Below are 18,084 nucleotides of genomic sequence, written 5' to 3' on the forward strand. Positions count from 1 at the left end.
CGGCCCCCGCCGCCCCCGCCCCCCCCCCCCCCCCCCCCCGCCGCGCCCCCCCCCCCCCCCCCCCCGCCCGCGCCGCCCCCCCCCCCCCCCCCCCCCCCCCCCCCACGGCTCTTGCCTGTCTCCGTCCGCCGTCCCTGACGCCTCGGGGCTCAAGGGCCTCAAGGTGTCAGGGGCGGGCGGGGTCCGTCCCGGCCGGGATCGCGCGGCGGCCGTGGCTCGTCGTGCTTGATGACCTCGCCCTGGACGACCTTGCCGTCCGGGCGGCCCATCCTGGCCTGCTGAGCTTGCTGGAAGGCGTCGCCGAAGCCACCAGGACCCGCTTCGCGCATCCGGCGCTCCAGCGACCGTTCGACGCGCCGGCTCAGCATCGTGCGCACCGGCGGAATCAGCAGGACGAGGCCGACGGCGTCGGAGACCAGCCCCGGCAGCATGATCAGCAGGCCGCCCAGCATCAGGAAGCCGTTGCCCGAGGTGGGTTTCGAGCTCTCGTCGGTGCTCTCGGGAGCCTCGGGGTTCTGCTGCTGCCGCTGCGCCTGCTGAAGAGTCTCGGTGAGATTGCGGAAGGCCCGGCGGCCCGCCCGCTTCACGACGACCGAGCCGACAACGCCCGCGCCGATCAACAGCGCCAGCACGGTCAGTCCGCTCGTCGCACCGGCCACCACGGTCAGCAGCCAGATTTCGAGCACCAGCCAGACGGCGATGCCCAGAGGGACAAATTTGCGCGCGCGCGAGCGCTGCGGAGCCACGGGAGGCGGTGCGCCGGTCGTCATGGTTCCAGTGTGCCTGGCGGCGGCGCGCGTTGTCGTGACTGGGGCGGACCGGATCAGAGGGGCTTGCGGCCGAGCATGCGGTTGGCCCGGGTCCCGACGCCCCACGCGGTGACCCGCCAGAGCGCTTCCACGAGGATGTCCCGGCTCATCTTGGAGTCGCCCAGTTCCCGGTCGACGAAGGTGATCGGCACCTCCACGACATGGCAGCCGGCCTCGACGGCACGGCGCGCGAGGTCGACCTGGAAGCAGTAGCCCTGCGAGGCGACCTCGTCCAGGCCCAGCCGGTCGAGCGTCTCCGTACGGAAGGCGCGGAAGCCACCGGTGATGTCGCGCAGCGGGAGGCCGAGCAGCGCCCGTGAGTACGTGCTGCCGCCGCGCGAGATCATCTCCCGCGTCCTCGGCCAGTTCACCACACGGCCGCCGGGCACCCAGCGCGAGCCGAGCACGAGGTCGGCACCCTTGAGGGCGGTCAGCAGCCGGGGCAGTTCCTCGGGCTGGTGGGAGCCGTCGGCGTCCATCTCGACCAGGACGCCGTAGCCGTGCTCCATGCCCCAGTGGAATCCGGCCAGGTAGGCCGCGCCCAGCCCCTCCTTGCCCCTGCGGTGCAGGACATGGACCTGGCTGTCGTCGGCGGCGAGTTCGTCGGCGATCTTTCCGGTGCCGTCGGGGCTGTTGTCGTCGGCCACGAGGATGTCGGCTTCCGGGACCGCCGCGCGCAGGCGGGTGACGGTCCGTTTGATGTTCTCCGCCTCGTTGAAGGTCGGGATGATCACCAAGGCTGCGCCGAGCGGGCCGTACTGCCTCTGACCACCGTCGTTCACAACTGCCCCTTAATCGCCGTACGCAGAAGTACCACCTTAGCGAGCACGCGAGGGGTCGCCGTCCACACGGTGGCGGGGTGTTCCACGGGAGGGGGCGCGGGCGGCCGGAATCCGCCCGCGCGAGCGCCGGGCGGTGCGATCCGGGGCCTGCGGATCGGGTCCCGGCGTCCTTCGGGCCGACCTGGGACCCGCCGGCTGCGAGTCGACCGAGAGCCGTTGTCTACTGAACGCCGGGGCCCTACCCGGGTCGCACCCGCCGACCGGCAGAAACCTTCCCTCGCCCCCGAGGCGCGGGCGCTGAACCTGGCTCCCAGTGGCGGTGCGCCGGTGCGGCACACCACCCCATGGCCCAGCGGCGTTCGACGACTGCGTGGAAGTTGCCGGTCGGACGTCCTTTGGTGGACCCGGCCGAACCTACCGGCCGGTCAGTGCCTGCTGTCAATACTCCTTTGACCTGCGACATTTACCCGTTTCAGCAGGTCAGCGGGGAAGATCCGCTGGTCGCGACAGTGACCGGCAAGCATCTGTCGGCGGTACGGAAACGCGGGTACATCACTCGTTCGGTCGCAAGAACACCGTTCGCCCGCCGACCACGGTCCGCAGACAGACGGGCAGGGCCGCGCCCGGCGTGAGATCGGGCAGGCCGGGCGTCCCCGAGCGGGGGTCGGTCGACCAGCGGGAGACCCGGTCGTCGGGGGTCTGGACGATCAGCTCCGCGGTGCGCCAGAGCGCGTAGTCGGCGGGCGCCCCGGGCACGAGCACGCCGGTGTCGTCTTGTCCGGCGGCGCGCCCGCCGCCGCGCGTATGGGCGGTGAAGGCGGCGCGTACGGAGATGCGGTGGCCGGGTGTGCGGTGGAAGGCGGCCGCCCTGATGGTGCCCCACGGGTCGAGCGCGGTCACCGGGCTGTCGGAGCCGAAGGCGAGCGGGACACCGGCGCGCAGGAGGGCCGCGTACGGGTTGAGGGTTCCGGCGCGGGTCTCGCCGAGCCGGTCGGCGTACATGCCCTCCGTACCGCCCCATGCCGCGTCGAACGCGGGTTGGACGGAGGCGGTGAGACCGAGTTCGGCGAACGCGGCAACGGTCTCGGGGGTGAGCATCTCGGCGTGCTCGACCCGGTGGCGGGCGGCCCGGACACGGGAGAGGCCGAGGGTCTCGGCGGCGGCGCGGGTCCCGGCGACCACCGCGCCGATCGCGGCGTCACCGATGGCGTGGAAGCCGGCCTGGAGACCCGCTTCGGTGCAGGCCGTGACGTGCGCGGCGATGTCGGCCGCGTCGAGGTGCGCGGCGCCGGTGTGGGGCGCGTCCGCGTACGGCTCGTGCAGCCAGGCGGTGTGCGATCCGAGAGAGCCGTCCACGAAGAGGTCGCCCGCCGCGCCGACGGCGCCGAGTTGACGGATCCGCGCCGCGCCCTTGTCGTCGCCGATCGGCTCCGCCCAGTAGCCGTGGACGCGCGGGCCCGCCTCGTCCCCCGCCAGCCGGAGCAGCCCGGTGAAGTCGTCCTCGCCGGAGATGTCGGGGCCGGCGCACTCGTGGAGTGTGCCGATGCCGAGAGAGGCCGCGCGGGCGCGCGCGGCGCGCTGGGCCTCGGTGCGCTGCGCGGGGGTCACCGCGGCGTACGCGGCGGCCCGTACGGCGTGGTGCGCGTCGCCGGTCAGCGGGGCGTCACGGTGGAATCCGGCCCGTTCGGTGACGCCGGGCACCAGATCGAGCAGGGCGGTGGTCACCACGGCCGAATGGACGTCGACGCGCGTCAGATAGAGCGGCCTGCCGTCCGCCGCCTCGTCGAGCTCCCGGCGGGTGGGCGCACGGCGCTCGGGCCACCGCGAGGCGTCCCAGCCGTGCCCGAGGAGCACCCGGTCGCCGGGGTGCGCGGTGCGGTGGTCCCGTACGAGCGCGAGAGCGTCGCCGAGCGTTCCGGCGCCGGTCAGGTCGAGGCCGGTGAGGGCGAGGCCGGTCGCGGTGGTGTGGACGTGCGCGTCGGTGAACGCCGGGGCGACGAGGGCGCCTTCGAGGTCGACGGTCTCGTCGACACCGGAGGCGAAGGAATCGGCGGCGCCTTCGGAGCCCACCCAGGCGACATGACCACGTTCGACGACCATCGCGGTGGCGAAGGGGTCGGCGGGGCTGTGGACTTCTCCGCCGCGCAGCAGCACGGTGCGGGGTTCGCTCTGGGGGGCGGCGCGATCGTTCATGGGGCCCAGTCTCCCGCTTCGCGGGCCTAGGGGGCACGCGGGGGTGCGGGCGGCTGCCCGCGTTCCCGGCGAGTGAGCCGAAGGGGCGCCGCGGTCACGCGGGGGAACGCGCGTGCGGGGCACGCACCGCAGCCCGGACCACCGGCGAATGAGCCGAAGGGCGCGCCGCTGTCGAAAGGGAGAGCGCGCAGAGGCTCCGAGGAACGAGGGGCTGAGCACGGTCGACCGTCGACAGTGGCTTTAAGCGCCCGGAGGCGAACCGAGCCCTAAAAATATGGGGGCCGCGCTTCGTACGGGGTGGACAGGACGACCGTCGTACGGGTCGAGACCCCCGCCAGGGTACGGATGCGGGTCAGCAGGTGCTCCAGCGCCAGCGGCGTCGCCACCCGCACCTTGAGGATGTAGTTCTCCTCGCCGGCCACGCTGTGGCACGCCTCGATCTCGGGGATCGGGGCGAGCCGTTCCGCGATGTCGTCCGGCGCGCTCGGGTCGAACGGTTTGACCGAGATGAACGCGGTCATGGGCAGGCCCACCGCTTCCGGGTCCACCACGGCGGCGTAGCCGCGTACCACTCCGCGCTGCTCCAGCCTGCGGACGCGCTGATGCACCGCCGAGGTGGACAGACCGGTGGCCTTGCCCAGGTCGGTGTAGCTCATCCGCCCGTCCTTGACGAGCAACTCCACGATCTGACGATCCAGCTCCTCCATGCGGATCAACCTATTGCCCATGGTCACTTCCGGCACAGTCGACGGTGTACTGGATCGTCACCTGCGCCGGGCATGTGACGAACACCACAGGTATGTCACGGGGTCCGTCGAGACCTCACGGTTACCTGAGGCGCGCGACGGGAATTGCTTGCTGTGGTCGAGGCCGCACGTGGCTGTCGGCCCACCCGAGGGGGAGTGTCTCCATGCAGAGCCTGAAGCGCACCGGACATGTCGAACCGGAGCCCGTTGATCCCGTCGAGGCCGATGAGCTCGACTTCTACGACACCTTCGAGATGTTCCGGGTCGTGTGCCCGGACTGCTCCCAGCCGATCGCCCTGCTGGCCGACGAGGACAGCCTTCCCGAGCACGCGCTGTGCCCCAGCCCGTGGAACCCGTTCGTGCTCACCGTCTGCGCGGGTACGGGCCGTTCGGCCACGGACGCCCGGCCGGCCGACGAGACGCTCGACGCACAGGAGCAGGACACCGCACTGCTGCTGACGCTCCCTCAGGGGCTGGACTGGCGCACGCAGCCGTTCTCCCACGCGGGTGGCCCCGCCTCACGCCCGTTCAAGGTGCCGCATCTGCGGCGCCAGGCCGCCGCCTGACGCTCCATCACATCGAGCCCGGACCACTCGTCGATCTCCCTGGTCCGTCCGCCGGTTGGTGACTGCTGACGGACGGATCAGTACGACGGACGACGGGGTCAGCGGGTCTCGGGGCCCGCGAGATGACGGGCGATCACCATGCGCTGGATCTGGTTGGTGCCTTCGACGATCTGGAGCACCTTCGCCTCGCGCATGTAACGCTCGGCGGGGAAATCGGCGGTGTATCCGTAGCCGCCGAGTACCTGAACGGCGTCCGTGGTCACCTGCATCGCCGCGTCCGTGCAGAACAGCTTCGCCATCGCCGCCTGCCGGGAGAACGGCAGGCCCGCGTCCCGCAGCCGCGCCGCCGCGAGATATAGGGCCCGCCCCGCCTCGATCCGGGTGGCCATGTCGGCGAGCATGAAGCGCAGGCCCTGGAAGTCGGCGATGGGGCGGCCGAACTGCCGTCGGCCGGTGGCGTATTCCACCGCCTCGTCCAGGGCGGCCTGGGCGACGCCCACGGCGCACGCGGCGATCCCGAGCCGGCCCGAGTCGAGCGCGGAGAGGGCGATCGCGAACCCCTGCCCCTCGTCGCCGATCCGTCGGTCGTCGCCGATCCGGACGCCGTCGAAGTGGAGTTGGGCGGTGGGCGAGCCCTTCATGCCCATCTTCTTCTCGGGTACGGCGGCGGCCAGTCCGTCGGAGTCGCCGGGCACCAGGAAGGCGGAGATGCCACCGGCGCCCTCGCCGCCGGTGCGCGCGAGCACGGTGTAGAAGTCGGCGATGCCGCCGTGGGTGATCCAGGCCTTGGTGCCGGTGATCACCCAGTCGTCGCCGTCTCTGACGGCCTTCGTGCGCAGCGAGGCGGCGTCGGAGCCCGAGGAGGGCTCGGAGAGGCAGTACGCGCCGAGGAGACCGCCGCCCAGCATCACGGGGAGGTGCTTGGCCCCCTGGTCGGGAGTCCCGTACGCGGCGACGGCGTGGCAGGCCAGGGAGTGGACGCTGACGCCGAGTCCGATGGTGAGACGGGCCGCGGCGAGCTCTTCCAGGACCTGGAGGTAGACCTCGTACGGCTGGTCGCCGCCGCCGTGCTCGGAGTCGTAGGGGAGGCCGAGCAGTCCCGATTCGGAGAGGAGGGTGAAGGTCTCCCGGGGGAAGTGGCCCGCCTCCTCCTCTTCGGCCGCCGTGGGGACGATCTCCCGCTCGACGATGTCGCGTACGAGCGCGAGCAGGTCCTTGGACTCCTCGGTGGGCAACTGACGTTCCACCGTTCGCGGGGCGCGGTCGGGCATGGCGGCGCTCTCCTCCCTGTCGGGACGGTACGGCGGCCGCGCACTGGGTGTGGCGGCGGTCACCGGTCGAGGCCCGGGGTGTCCCCCGGGCCGGAATACTGCCCAACCGATGCTGCCTTCCCGGGTCACGGGTGCGGCTGACCAGCGGCTGTGGCGCGTTGAGTATGCCCGATCGGCGGGGTGCAGTCACGGGAGGTCAGCCCCTGTGCGGGTTCCGCTTCGGTTCCGTTTGCCCGCCTTCGGATCCGCGTCGCACTCATCGGGAAGTTGGTCCGCACCATTGACCCACTGGTCTAGTCCTTCTACCGTCCGGGTGAACACACTTCGCGTCCATGCCAAGTCGACGGCACGGACCTCGATCTCCCTCCCCACGAGGAGACCTCATGCTCAGACCGCACCGTCCCCGCGCCCGCTTCCGGGCGCTCGTCGCGGCCGTCTGTACGGCCGTGCTCGGCGTGTCCCTGCTCGCCGGCGCCGGTACCGCGTCGGCCGACCAGGACAAGACCCCGGCGGCCCCCACAGCCGCCGGTGAGAAGGTCATCGGATACTTCGCCAACTGGGGTGTCTACGACCGGAATTACCACGTCAAGAACATCCAGACCTCCGGGTCCGCCGACAAGCTGACGCATATCAACTACGCGTTCGGCAACGTCCAGGGCGGCAAGTGCACCATCGGTGACTCCTTCGCGGACTACGAGAAGGCCTACACCGCCGACCAGAGCGTCGACGGTGCCGCCGACGCCTGGGACCAGCCGCTGCGCGGCAACTTCAACCAGCTGCGCAAGCTCAAGGCGCTCCACCCGGACCTCAAGGTGATCTGGTCGTTCGGCGGCTGGTCCTGGTCGGGCGGGTTCGGTGAGGCGGCCCAGAACCCGGCCGCGTTCGCCAAGTCCTGTCACGACCTGGTCGAGGACCCGCGCTGGGCCGATGTCTTCGACGGCATCGACATCGACTGGGAGTACCCGAACGCCTGCGGTCTGACCTGCGACACCAGCGGGCCCGACGCCTTCACGAACATGGTCTCCGCGCTCCGTACGGAGTTCGGCGGCGACAGCCTCGTCACGGCGGCCATCACCGCCGACGCGTCCGAGGGCGGCAAGATCGACGCCACCGACTACGGCTCGGCCGCCCAGTACCTCGACTGGTACCTGCCGATGACGTACGACTTCTTCGGCGCGTTCGCGGCGCAGGGCCCCACGGCTCCGCACTCGCCGCTCACGTCGTACGAGGGCATCCCGCAGGAGGGCTTCAACTCCGACGCGGCTGTCACCAAGCTGAAGGCCAAGGGCGTTCCCGCGGAGAAGCTGCTGCTGGGCATCGGCTTCTACGGGCGCGGCTGGACCGGGGTCACCCAGTCCGAGCCGGGCGGCAGCGCGACGGGCGCGGCTCCCGGCACGTACGAGGCGGGCATCGAGGACTACAAGGTCCTGAAGAACACCTGCCCGGCCAACGGCACGGTGGCCGGTACGGCGTACGCGCACTGCGGCGGCAACTGGTGGAGCTACGACACCCCCGCCACCATCGGCACCAAGATGGACTACAAGAACGAGCAGGGCCTGGGAGGCACCTTCTTCTGGGAGCTCAGCGGCGACACGACCGACGGCGAGCTGATCAAGGCGATCAACTAGGGCCTGTCCGGCCGCAGGCGCCGGACGGGCCGGTCCGGCCCGTCCGGCGCCTGCGTCGTTCGGTCACCGCCTCAGAGGCCGGTGTACGGGCGGAAGTCCGGGTCCGCCGGCGGCGCCGGGCAGTCCGGCGCGAACTCCTCGATGGTGCTGAGCGTATGACGCAGCATCCGCACCAGCAGATCGCGCGGGATCTCCCGGGTCAGCTCCTCGCGGTGATCCAGCCATTCGAGGGTCAGCCACTCCACGCTGCTGAGCCAGCCCAACAGTGCGAGTCTGGCGATCGGCGGGATGTCGCGGCGGCCGTACGCGCCCTCGGCGACGGTGGAGACCAGCCCCGTACGCACGGCGTCGCGGATCGCCTGCACCTGGGTGTCGAAGCCGACTCCGCCGGTGATGATCGTGCGGTAGGCGGCCTCGTTGAACTCGGCGAACCGGAGATAGGCCTCGACGGTGCGCTGCACGCGCTGGGTGTTGGGCAGATCGCCGCCGCCCGACGCGAGCGAGACGAGCTCCATCACCGAGTCCTCGATGATGGCGAGGTAGTAGCCGCGCTTGTTCTTGAAGTAGTAGTAGATCAGCCCTTTGGCGACGCCCGCGTGCTGGGCGATGTCGTCCACGGACAGGGCGTCGTACGACGTGTCGGCGAACAACTTACGGCCGGTGGCGATGAGTTCGGAGCGGCGCATCTGCGCCCGCTCGCTCTCACCACGCTGCTGCCTGTTGTTCAAGTCCGCGCTTCCCAGTCTCGGCTGTCACAGGAGATCCGCAGTATTGCAGACCCGCTGACAAGGGCCGGGACCGGCGCCTTCGACGCCCTGCCGGACCGCTGGGGCGTGTCTTCAAAGTAGCGCCGTCCGCCCGTGGGGCGGGGCCCGCGGCGGCTGGTGCGGTGCATCGCAAGGCGGAGGATCATGCTCGTACTGGGCGTACTCGCATGACTCCGACAACGCGGCGAGGTGCCGTGCCAGGCGTTCGCGGGCCAGGCGGGACTTTGAAGACACGTCCTAGCGCACGCCGACGGCCTCCAGGGCCTTGCGCTGGGCGGCGGTGGGCTCCACGGGCCAGTAGAGGTAACAGACGCCGCCCGTGCCCGAGACCACGGTGCCCGCGGCGTTGTACCGCTTTGTCCGCAACCAGATATTTTCCCATTCGCGCCGCTTGTAGACCCGGCGTACGGCCGTGTTGCTCGGTGAGGCCGGGTCGTTGGCGATCACGTCGCCGGCGGCAGTGAAGCCGATCACGGTCATCAGATGGCCGGAGGTGCCGTAGCCCGCGCCGGTCAGCTCCTTCTCCAGGAAGGACTGCGAGGTGATGACCGGGATGCCCGCGCGGATCAGCCGCTCGACGTCGGTGAGCGAGCCGAGCCGGGTGACGACGGCGTTCATGTCCTTGTAGCTGGTCGCGTAGGCCGCGTTGAACGGCCAGTTGCCGCAGCCGTCGTACTGGTAGTCGAAGGTGAACCGGGCCGCGTGGCAGACCTGCGGGTCGGCGAAGTCCGGGTTCACCCAGGCCAGGTCGGCCGCGGTGGGCTTACGGCCCCAGTACTCGATGATCATCTGCGAGGAGGTGGGGCTGCACCAGGCCTCGCCGCCGTTGTCGTACTCCGGGTACTGGCCGACGTGCGTGTTCTGCGAGTAGCGCGGCACGGTCAGCTCGCGCGTCACCACGTGCCCGGCGGCCGGGACGGTGAAGCGGTCGGGGATGTCCGAGGCCATCGCGCCGACCCGGCGGACCGTGGGGGTGAGTGTCGTGCCCGGCTTGCGGTAGAGGGTGAGACGGAGCTGGTACGACGACAGCCGCAGGCCGCTCGCCGGGTCGTCGATGGCGAAGGTGTCGGTCCAGACGGTGCTGCGGTCGTCCGTCTGGTCGTCGACGGACGTACGGCGGATGTCGCCGTCCCCGGACGCCCAGCGGCCCATCACGTACCAGGGGGTCGCCGCGCCGTCCGAGTAGGTGCCGCGCAGCTCGGTCTGGATCCACGTGCCCGCGGGGGTCTCGGCGTTCCAGGAGGCGATCGCCTCGGTGGCCGGGACCGTGGAGCGGTGGACGGGCGAGGTCCAGGTCGCGTACTCCCAGGTGCTGGTCCCGCCGGTGTGCGGGTCGGCGTAGTCGGTGCGGCCGGCGGGGGTGGCGACGACGAGGCCGGACCGGCTGCCGGTCAGGACCTTCGTGCCGTTGCCCGTGCCGCCGTGCCAGTCGGTGGACGAACTCCAGAAGCGGTTGTCCACGGGAGTGCCTGCGCGGTGGTGGGCGGCCGACGGGCCGGGGCGGGCGGAAGGAGCGGAGGGAGCGGCCGCCATCGCGGGCGCGGCCCCGGAGAGCGCGCCCGCGCCGGCCGCGGCGAGGGCGGTGGCGAGCACCGTGCGGCGCGACGCCGAGCTGTGACGGGAAGGAGCTGGGTTGTTCATGGGACCCCCGGGTCACTGGTCTGGTGCACGACAATCCGTCAACTATCTCGGGTCCCGGACGGCTTCTGCCAGCGATTCGCCTCGCGTCGCCCGACCAATATTGGTCTCCACCAGTGACATGAATCGCCTCAGGGGCCTGGTACGGGCGGCGCCTGCCCCCGAGCGCCCGAGCATAGGGTGGCCGGGTGGACGACCTCACCGAAGCCGCCATGGCCCTGCGCGCGCTGCCGCCCTCCTGCGGGCCGGTACGGCTGGTCGCGGTCGACGGCCACGCCGGTTCCGGGAAGAGCACCTTCGCCACGCGGCTCGCCGCCGCGCTCGGCGGGGCGCCCGTGCTGCGGCTGGACGACCTGGCCACGCACGAAGCGTTCTTCGACTGGACCGAGCGGCTCGCCGAGGATGTGCTCGGACCACTCGCGCGCGGGGCTTCCGCGCGGTACGCGCCGTACGACTGGACCCTGCGGCGCTTCCGTACGCCCCGCCCACTGCTCCCCGCGCCGGTCGTGCTGATCGAGGGGGTGGGCGCGGGCCGGACGGCGGTACGGCCGTGGCTGGCGAGACTGTTGTGGATGGACCGGGGCGCCGAGGAATCCTGGCAACGGGGCCGTGAGCGCGACGGATCGGACCTCTCGGCCTTCTGGGACGCCTGGACGCGGGCCGAGACGCGCCATTTCGCGGCTGATCCGTCGCGTCCGTACGCCGATGCGCTGGTACGTGAGTGGCAGGAGGGGTACAAGTGGCTGCCCGGAACTCCTGCGACCGCACGGCAGGACCGCCCTGTTACCCACGGTGAGCAACCCTTCCCTCCGTACTGAGCAGTCGGAAATCAGCCCCGAACGGGCCTCAACTCGGCTTGACCAAGGGGTGGGACAGGTCTTACGTTCTCAATGTGCGGCTTTTCGGAGCTGCCCAGACGCGAAGCCCCCGGTTGTTCCCCCGTGATCGGGGGCTTCGTTCTGCCCTCTTCGCCACCTCCCCGGCACCGCCTCCCACCCAGCGATCACCCTGGGTCACCGGTGCGGGCGGGACGGCTGCGCCCTTAGTCGCGCACCCTCTGCGCAGGTACGATGCATCTCGGTGGGGTCAATTCCCGTCCACGACAAGGTGGTTCAGCACGCTCTGCCGACGGGCGCCCGCCCGGCGGGACATCACGGGGTCATGGTTTGTGGGGGGCCTGATGGACATCGGCACGCAGGGCGCTCAAGCCCCGGCCGATCTCGCGTGGGTGCGTGGTGTGGATGCTTACACGATGGGGGCGTATCCACAGGCGGAGGAGGAGTTCCGGGAGGCCGTACGGCTCGATCCCGGTATGGCGGACGGCTGGCTCGGACTGCACGCGCTGCGGGTCGACACCACGACCGCGCTGCTGCACATGTACCGCCACCGTGACCGCTTCGGCGAACAGCGCTCCCGCCACCGCCGCACGCTCAACTCCTGGTACTGGCTGGGCTGGTGGGTGCAGCCCGTGCTGGAGAGCCGGCGCGATCTGCTGCTGGCGCACGCCTCGCACTGGCTCGACGGCCGGCATGTACCCGAGCTCGACCGTGCGCTCGCCGGACTGCCGCCCGTGGACGCCGATCCGCATGTGCGCTTCCTGCACGCCTGCCGCGCCTATCTGGTCAAGGACTGGGACCAGTTGGTGCGCCACACCGAATCCCTCGTCAACGACCCGCTGCTGGGCATCGAGGCGGGTCTCTTCGGCGGGATGGCACGCGTCCGGCTGGAGATGTACGGACAGGCGGAGCCGCTGCTCTCGACCTCGCTGATGCGCTGCCGCAGCGAGCAGCCGCAGCGCAAAGAGCTGCGCTACTGGCTGGCCCGCGCGCACGAGGGGACCGGCCGCAGCGCCGCGGCGCTGCCGCTGTACCGGGCCGTGCACCGTATCGACCCCACCTTCATGGACACCGCCGCCCGGCTCGCCGCGATCACCGACTCCGACGGGTACGACGGGGCGGACGACTCGGCCGGTCTCGCGTCGGTCGCGCTGGCCGGCTTCGGCCAGGACGCGGTGGACGGGCAGGCCGACAGCGAGTATCCGCAGGGCCCCGACCCGCGGCCGGGCGTCGACGCGCAGTCCCCGTACGGGGTGGGTGTGCCGCCGGACCCGGTGGACCCGGTGGACGGGATCCGGGAGAAGGCGCGCGTACCGGCGCAGCCCGCTCCCCCGCAGTTCCCCGACCGACCGACGGATCCGGTCCTGCTCGCCGAGGCGCTGGCCGAGCTGGAGCGGATGGTCGGTCTGGAGCCGGTGAAGCGGCAGGTCAAGGCGTTGTCCGCACAGCTCAACATGGCGCGGTTACGGGCCGGCCAGGGGCTGCCCGTACAGCCGCCCAAACGGCACTTCGTCTTCTCCGGCCCCTCGGGCACCGGGAAGACGACCGTCGCGCGCATCCTCGGCCGGGTCTTCTACGCGCTCGGGCTGCTGGGTGGTGACCATCTGGTCGAGGCCCAACGGGCCGATCTGGTCGGCGAGTTCCTGGGCCAGACGGCGGTGAAGGCGAACGAGCTGATCGACTCGGCGATCGGTGGTGTGCTCTTCGTCGACGAGGCGTACAGCCTCGCCAACTCCGGCTACAGCAAGGGCGACGCGTACGGCGACGAGGCCCTTCAGGTGCTGCTGAAGCGCGCCGAGGACAACCGGAACCACCTCGTTGTCATACTCGCCGGCTATCCGGAGGGCATGGACCGGCTGCTCGCCACCAACCCCGGGCTCTCGTCCCGCTTCACGACGCGCGTCGACTTCCCCAGCTACCGCCCCCTCGAACTGACCGCGATCGGCGAGGTGCTGGCCGCCGAGAACGACGACGTGTGGGACGAGGAGTCGCTGGACGAACTGCGCAGCATCAGCGGCCATGTGGTCGACCAGGGCTGGATCGACGAGCTGGGCAACGGCCGCTTCCTGCGCACGCTGTACGAGAAGAGCTGCGCGTACCGCGATCTGCGGCTCTCCGGTTACAGCAGCACACCGGGCCGCGACGACCTGGCCACGCTGCGGCTGCCGGATCTGATGCAGGCGTACGGCGAGGTGCTGTCGGGCCGGGGACCGGTGAACCGGGGCCCCCAGGACCCGCCGGGGCTGTAGCGGCGCGTGCCGGGTGCCCGGCCCGGTCCCGGTACTCAACCGGGACGGGTGCCCCGGGAACCCGGGACCTGGGCGGATCTACTGTGCGGATCTACCGTCGCGACCGGCGATGTTCCCCCGCGTTCCGGGAGGGGCACCGGGGTGACCGGAAGTAATGGGGGACACAGTGGAGTTCGGCACAGTGGAATTCAGCGTGCTCGGTCCGGTGCGGGTGATCTCGAAAGGGCGGGAGATCCCGGTCCCGGGCCGGAAACAGCGGACGATGCTCGCCGCCCTGCTGCTGGCCGGCGGGCGGCCGCTGTCCGACGACCGCCTCACGGCGGTGATGTGGGGAGGGCGCGCCCCGGCCACGGTCGGCGCGCAGCTCTGCACCTACGCCTCCCGGCTGCGGACCCGGCTCGGGCCCGCGGCCGAACTGCGCAGGGTGGGAAGCAGCTACCGGCTCGGTGTCACCGGCGGGCTCGTCGACGCGGCCGAGTTCGACCGGCTCGCCCGCGCCGGGCACGAGGCGCTGCGCGCCGGTCGGCCGGAGGTGGCGGCGCCGCTTCTGCGGTCGGCCCTGGGACTCTGGCGCGGGCCCGCTCTCGACGGCGTCACCCAGCAGTTGAAGGATGCGGAGGTGCCCCAGCTGGACGAGGCGCGGACCTCGGCCCTGGAGAGCCGGATCGAGGCCGAGCTGGCCCTCGGTGAGCACCACGGGCTCGTCCCCGAACTCACCGGTCTGGTCGCCCGGTACCCCTTGCGGGAGCGGCTGCGCGCCCAGTGGATGACAGCCCTCTACCGGTGCGAGCGGCAGGCGGAGGCGCTGGCCGCCTACCAGGAGGGCCGCCGGATCCTCGTCGAGGAACTGGGGGTCGATCCGGGGCCCGCGCTGACCGCCGCTCACCACGCCGTGCTTCAGGGGCGCCTCGGCCTGGAGGCTGTCTGACCGGACTCCGGCGGCCACTCCGGGTAGGGGAAGGACTGGAAGTCCACGTCGAGCCGCGCCGGGCTGCGCGGGAGCCAGTGCGCGGCCAGCTTCCGTACGGTCGCCCTGGGCAGGGGCGGGTTGACGTTCTGCTGGTCGGGATCGGCGGTGAGCTGCACCGCGCACCCGAAGGCGTTGAGCGGGGCGATCTCGGCCCAGCGCCCCGGTGAGATGCCGAGGAACATCATCGCCCGCAGGGTCACGTGCCAGACCGGGTAGCCGCCGGGCGGATTGCCGGTCATCACATGGGGTTTCCCGGTGCGCGGGTCGTAGAGGACGCCCTGGCCGAACCAGCCGAAGGCCTGGGCCAGACGGTGGTCGTGCCGGTGGTAGACGGCGTCGATCACTTCGAGCTGGACGCGGGACATCACGGACAGGGGTTCCTTGAGCGGTGTCGCCCAGTCGGTGAAGTCGCGTGGATAGTCGGGCGAGTTGACCATGTCGAGCCAGGTGCGCAGCAGGGTGACGTCCCAGCCCGTGCCGAGGGCCGCGATCAGTGCCAGGAAGGCATCCGTGAACTCCTGCGTCGGATGGTGGAGGGTGGCCTCGTCGAGCAGGTACCAGAACTCGTTGGCCCGCCGGTCGCCGAGCATCCCCGGGACCGGGGGGAGATCCCCGCCTCCCCGGCCCCCGGCGGTGGCCCGGCCCGCCGCCGCGGCGGCGGGGAGGGCGCCCGCCGCTCCCAGCGCCCCGGCCAGTCCCCCGGCCGCGGTGACGGCGAGCGCCGACCGCAGTACTCGCCGTCGTCCCTGGGCCGGCATCAGCTCATCCCTTCCGGCAGCCAGAACGACTGGAAGTCCCGGTCGAGCCGCTCGATGCTCCGGGGCAGCCAGGAGGCGGCCAGCCGCCCCACGGTGGCGGGCGGCAGCGGCGGGTTGACCTTGTCCTGGGCCGGTTTGGCGACGGTCTGCAGAGCCCAGGCCCAGCCGAGGGCGCGTGCGGACAGCTCCCAGCGGCGCGGTTCGATGTCCAGCAGCATCATGGCCCGCAGGACCACGTACCAGGTGTGGTAGGCGCGCGGGGGCTCGTCCCCGACAGTGTTCATGGTGTGCACGAGATACGGGGCGTGGCCGCGCGGGTCGAAGAGCACCCCCTCGCCGAACCAGCCGTAGGCCCTGACCAGTTCGTGGTGGCGCTGACCGTAGTAGGTGTCGGCGACATCGAGCTGGACGCGCGAGAGCAGTTCGAGCGGTTCTCTGATCGGCTCGACGTACGCGGCGAAGTTGGCCGGGTATTCGGGCAGTTCGACGAGTTCCCACCACTTCTCGCGCAGGGTGCGTTCGAAGGGCGGGCCTGTGTACGCGCTGATGGCCGCGTAGGCGTCCGTCACCTCCTGCGAGGCGTTGTAGTAGGTCTTCTCGTCGTACACGTGCCAGAACTCGTTGGCCCTGCGGTCGCCCCGCATGCCGGGCACGTCGGGGAGTCCGGGGTCGCCGCGGCCGGGCGGGGCCGCGGCGGCGGACGGGGCGCCGGCCGCCACCAGCCCGAGGGCGGCCGCGCCGCCCAGTGAACTCCGGAGGAGCAGTCGTCGGTTGACCTCTGTCGGCACAGTGGGCCGCCCTTCTCCTGAAGACACGCTTTTTCCGTCGTGGTCAGGAGCGTAGGGAGGGCGGCTATACGCCTTCCGATCGTTCTTCTGTGCGTTTTTCTATACGTTCTTCCCCAGGTCGGCCTTCGACGGGCCGTACTTCGACAGCTCCGCCTTCAACGGGTCAGCCTTCGACAGGCCGGCGCGGCGCCGCCGACACCAGCCCCGTCTCGTAGGCGACGATGACCAGTTGCGCACGGTCACGGCTGCTGAGCTTGGTCAGCAGATGGCTCACATGGGTCTTCACGGTGGCCACACTCAGCCGCAGCAGTGTGGAGATCTCCGCGTTCGACAGCCCCCGCGCGACGAGGGTGAGGACCTCGCGCTCCCGGTCGGTGACACCGTCGAGCCGCCGCGGCGGCCGGTGGACGGGCTCGGGGCCGCGGACGAACTCGGTGATCAGCCGCCGGGTGACGGACGGTGCCAGCAGCCCTTCGCCGGCGGCGACCACACTGATGCCCCGCAGCAGGTCGGCGGGGGGTACGTCCTTCAGCAGGAATCCGCTGGCCCCGGCGCGCAGCGCGGCGTAGACGTACGAGTCGAGGTCGAACATGGTCAGCATGAGGACCCGTACGCCCGCGGTCCCGGGTGCCGCGCAGATCTGCCGGGTCGCCTCGATACCGTCCATCTCCGGCATCCGGACATCCATGAGAACGACATCGGGGCGTTCCTCGCGGGCGAGGTCGACCGCCTGCGCGCCCGTGGCGGCCTCGCCCACCACGGTGAAGCCGGGCTCGTTGTCGACCAGGACGCGGAAGCTGCCGCGCAGCAGCGCCTGGTCGTCGGCCACCAGTACCCGGACCGGCTCGCTCATACCGTCACACCGCCCGGCCTCGGGGACGGTTCGCGGGGAATCCTGGCCGAGACGGCGAAGCCGCCGTCGGTACGTGCCCCGGCGCTGAAGGCGCCGCCGTACATGGCGACCCGCTCGCGCATGCCGATCAGGCCGTGCCCGCCGCCGGCCGGGGGGCACGGCGGCATCGGTCCGCCCCGGGTGGCGCGTCCGTCGTCGGTCACGTCGATCCGTACCTCGTGCGCGGTCGTCTCGACGAGGACCTGGCAGTGTGCCGGGGCCGCGTGGCGGGCGGCGTTGGTCAGGGCCTCCTGCACGATGCGGTAGACGGTGAGTCCCATCGCCTCGGGCAGCCGGTCCGTGCCCCGTACGTCCATGTCCACGCGCAGCCCGGCCAGTTCCGCACGCTCGGCGAGCCCGGACAGCCCCTCGGGGCCGGGGGACGGGCCGAGGTCGGCGGGGGTGCCGGCGCCGTACTCGTCCGAGCGCAGGACGCCGAGCAGATGCCGCATCTCCGTCAGGGCGTCCCTGCTGGTGGTCTCGATGACACCCAGCGCGTCGGGGACCTCCTCGGGGCGGGTCTTCACGACGTGGTTCGCCACCGCGGCCTTGACCGCGATGACGCCGAGGCTGTGAGCGACGATGTCGTGCAGTTCACGGGCTATGCGCAGCCGCTCCCCCGCCGCGGCGCGCGCGGTGAGCTGGTCGGCGGCGCGGATGGCGTAGGCGCGCCGTTCCCGTACGGCGCTGCCGAGCGCCCAGACGCCCGCGATCAGGGTCCACCCGATCAGGAGGGGCCCCGGTCCGTTCAGCCACCAGTACGCGGAGGTGGTGTCGGGTTTCGCCGCGATCAGCCCGGCGAGGCCGAGCAGCCCGGCGGCGGCGAGGGGCACCCAGTTCCGTACGGGTCTGGCCAGCGCGACCGGGTAGAGGGCGAACGCGACGACGATGAAGGGGTCTTCCACGATGCCGATCAGCAGGGACACCGACGAGGCCGTGAGGACGACCGCGAGGACGGGCAGGGGCCAGAGCCTTCGTACGGTCAGCGGCAGTCCCGAGGCCACGATCAGCGCGTCCGCCACCCAGCCGGGCAGATCGTGGCGGAGTGCGCCGGGGGGCTGTCCCGCGTGCCGCAGCAGTATGAGCATGGCCACGTACCCGATGGCCAGCAGGGCGTCCACGAAGAGGAGTTGACGAGGCGTCAGATTTCGGGTGTAGAAGGAGCGGGGTTCCGCACGAGACATCCACCGA

The 18,084-nt window shown here is 71.5% G+C and carries 16 protein-coding genes; 5 read left to right on the forward strand and 11 right to left on the reverse strand.

The features are described from left to right. Nucleotides 1–158 precede the first annotated feature (158 nt). The 4 genes from fxsA to ACIBBB_RS13590 form a co-directional block, all read right to left on the reverse strand. Nucleotides 159–770, reverse strand: coding sequence for an FxsA family membrane protein (fxsA, locus tag ACIBBB_RS13575; RefSeq protein ID WP_398981387.1), 612 nt, complete (start codon nt 768–770; stop codon nt 159–161). Nucleotides 771–823: 53 nt separating this feature from the next. Next, nucleotides 824–1,591 carry a polyprenol monophosphomannose synthase gene (locus ACIBBB_RS13580; RefSeq protein WP_398981389.1) on the reverse strand — a complete coding sequence of 256 codons (768 nt, stop codon included), beginning with the start codon at nt 1,589–1,591 and terminating at the stop codon, nt 824–826. A gap of 552 nt (nt 1,592–2,143) precedes the next feature. Further along, nucleotides 2,144–3,784 (reverse strand): amidohydrolase, encoded by a 1,641-nt coding sequence (locus tag ACIBBB_RS13585; protein ID WP_398981391.1) that lies wholly within the window; start codon nt 3,782–3,784, stop codon nt 2,144–2,146. A gap of 266 nt (nt 3,785–4,050) precedes the next feature. Continuing rightward, complete coding sequence (locus ACIBBB_RS13590) at nt 4,051–4,491, reverse strand: Lrp/AsnC family transcriptional regulator (protein WP_398981393.1); 441 nt, start codon at nt 4,489–4,491, stop codon at nt 4,051–4,053. A 203-nt stretch (nt 4,492–4,694) separates the two neighbouring features. Between ACIBBB_RS13590 and ACIBBB_RS13595 the strand changes: the two genes are divergently transcribed. Beyond that, nucleotides 4,695–5,096, forward strand: a complete 402-nt coding sequence (locus tag ACIBBB_RS13595; RefSeq protein WP_398981395.1) for a hypothetical protein — start codon at nt 4,695–4,697, stop codon at nt 5,094–5,096. 98 nt (nt 5,097–5,194) lie between these two features. Here ACIBBB_RS13595 and ACIBBB_RS13600 read toward each other — a convergent pair whose 3' ends face one another. Further along, a complete protein-coding gene (locus ACIBBB_RS13600; RefSeq protein WP_398981397.1) occupies nt 5,195–6,367 on the reverse strand; it encodes an acyl-CoA dehydrogenase family protein in 1,173 nt (390 codons plus the stop codon). A 383-nt stretch (nt 6,368–6,750) separates the two neighbouring features. On the opposite strand from ACIBBB_RS13600, the gene ACIBBB_RS13605 reads away from it, so the two are divergent. After that, a complete protein-coding gene (locus ACIBBB_RS13605; RefSeq protein ID WP_398981399.1) occupies nt 6,751–7,995 on the forward strand; it encodes a glycoside hydrolase family 18 protein in 1,245 nt (414 codons plus the stop codon). 71 nt (nt 7,996–8,066) lie between these two features. On the opposite strand, the gene ACIBBB_RS13610 is transcribed toward ACIBBB_RS13605, so the two are convergent. Both ACIBBB_RS13610 and ACIBBB_RS13615 read right to left on the reverse strand, forming a co-directional pair. Continuing rightward, complete coding sequence (locus tag ACIBBB_RS13610; protein WP_398981401.1) at nt 8,067–8,723, reverse strand: TetR/AcrR family transcriptional regulator; 657 nt, start codon at nt 8,721–8,723, stop codon at nt 8,067–8,069. Nucleotides 8,724–8,999: 276 nt separating this feature from the next. Further along, on the reverse strand, nt 9,000–10,403 hold the full coding sequence (locus tag ACIBBB_RS13615; protein ID WP_398981403.1) for a peptidase C39 family protein: 1,404 nt from the start codon (nt 10,401–10,403) through the stop codon (nt 9,000–9,002). Between the two features lie 185 nt (nt 10,404–10,588). Between ACIBBB_RS13615 and ACIBBB_RS13620 the strand changes: the two genes are divergently transcribed. The 3 genes from ACIBBB_RS13620 (at nt 10,589) to ACIBBB_RS13630 (ending at nt 14,413) form a co-directional block, all read left to right on the forward strand. Then, nucleotides 10,589–11,218: a uridine kinase gene (locus ACIBBB_RS13620; protein ID WP_398981405.1), complete on the forward strand. Its 630-nt coding sequence runs from the start codon at nt 10,589–10,591 to the stop codon at nt 11,216–11,218. A 362-nt stretch (nt 11,219–11,580) separates the two neighbouring features. Then, a complete protein-coding gene (locus ACIBBB_RS13625; RefSeq protein WP_398981407.1) occupies nt 11,581–13,485 on the forward strand; it encodes an AAA family ATPase in 1,905 nt (634 codons plus the stop codon). 154 nt (nt 13,486–13,639) lie between these two features. Further along, nucleotides 13,640–14,413 carry a BTAD domain-containing putative transcriptional regulator gene (locus ACIBBB_RS13630; protein WP_398981409.1) on the forward strand — a complete coding sequence of 258 codons (774 nt, stop codon included), beginning with the start codon at nt 13,640–13,642 and terminating at the stop codon, nt 14,411–14,413. On the opposite strand, the gene ACIBBB_RS13635 is transcribed toward ACIBBB_RS13630, so the two are convergent. The 4 genes from ACIBBB_RS13635 to ACIBBB_RS13650 form a co-directional block, all read right to left on the reverse strand. Then, nucleotides 14,383–15,213: a hypothetical protein gene (locus ACIBBB_RS13635; RefSeq protein ID WP_398981411.1), complete on the reverse strand. Its 831-nt coding sequence runs from the start codon at nt 15,211–15,213 to the stop codon at nt 14,383–14,385. The two genes, ACIBBB_RS13630 and ACIBBB_RS13635, sit on opposite strands and share 31 nt — an antisense overlap. After that, nucleotides 15,213–16,001 carry a hypothetical protein gene (locus tag ACIBBB_RS13640; RefSeq protein ID WP_398981413.1) on the reverse strand — a complete coding sequence of 263 codons (789 nt, stop codon included), beginning with the start codon at nt 15,999–16,001 and terminating at the stop codon, nt 15,213–15,215. The genes ACIBBB_RS13635 and ACIBBB_RS13640 overlap by 1 nt, the downstream gene beginning before the upstream one ends. Before the next feature lie 163 nt (nt 16,002–16,164). Then, nucleotides 16,165–16,854, reverse strand: coding sequence for a response regulator (locus ACIBBB_RS13645; RefSeq protein ID WP_398981415.1), 690 nt, complete (start codon nt 16,852–16,854; stop codon nt 16,165–16,167). Continuing rightward, nucleotides 16,851–18,077 (reverse strand): sensor histidine kinase, encoded by a 1,227-nt coding sequence (locus ACIBBB_RS13650; RefSeq protein WP_398981417.1) that lies wholly within the window; start codon nt 18,075–18,077, stop codon nt 16,851–16,853. Before ACIBBB_RS13650 ends, ACIBBB_RS13645 begins: the two co-directional genes overlap by 4 nt. Nucleotides 18,078–18,084: the final 7 nt, after the last annotated feature.

This window comes from Streptomyces sp. NPDC051217, assembly GCF_044455465.1.
Classification (GTDB): Bacteria; Actinomycetota; Actinomycetes; order Streptomycetales; family Streptomycetaceae; genus Streptomyces.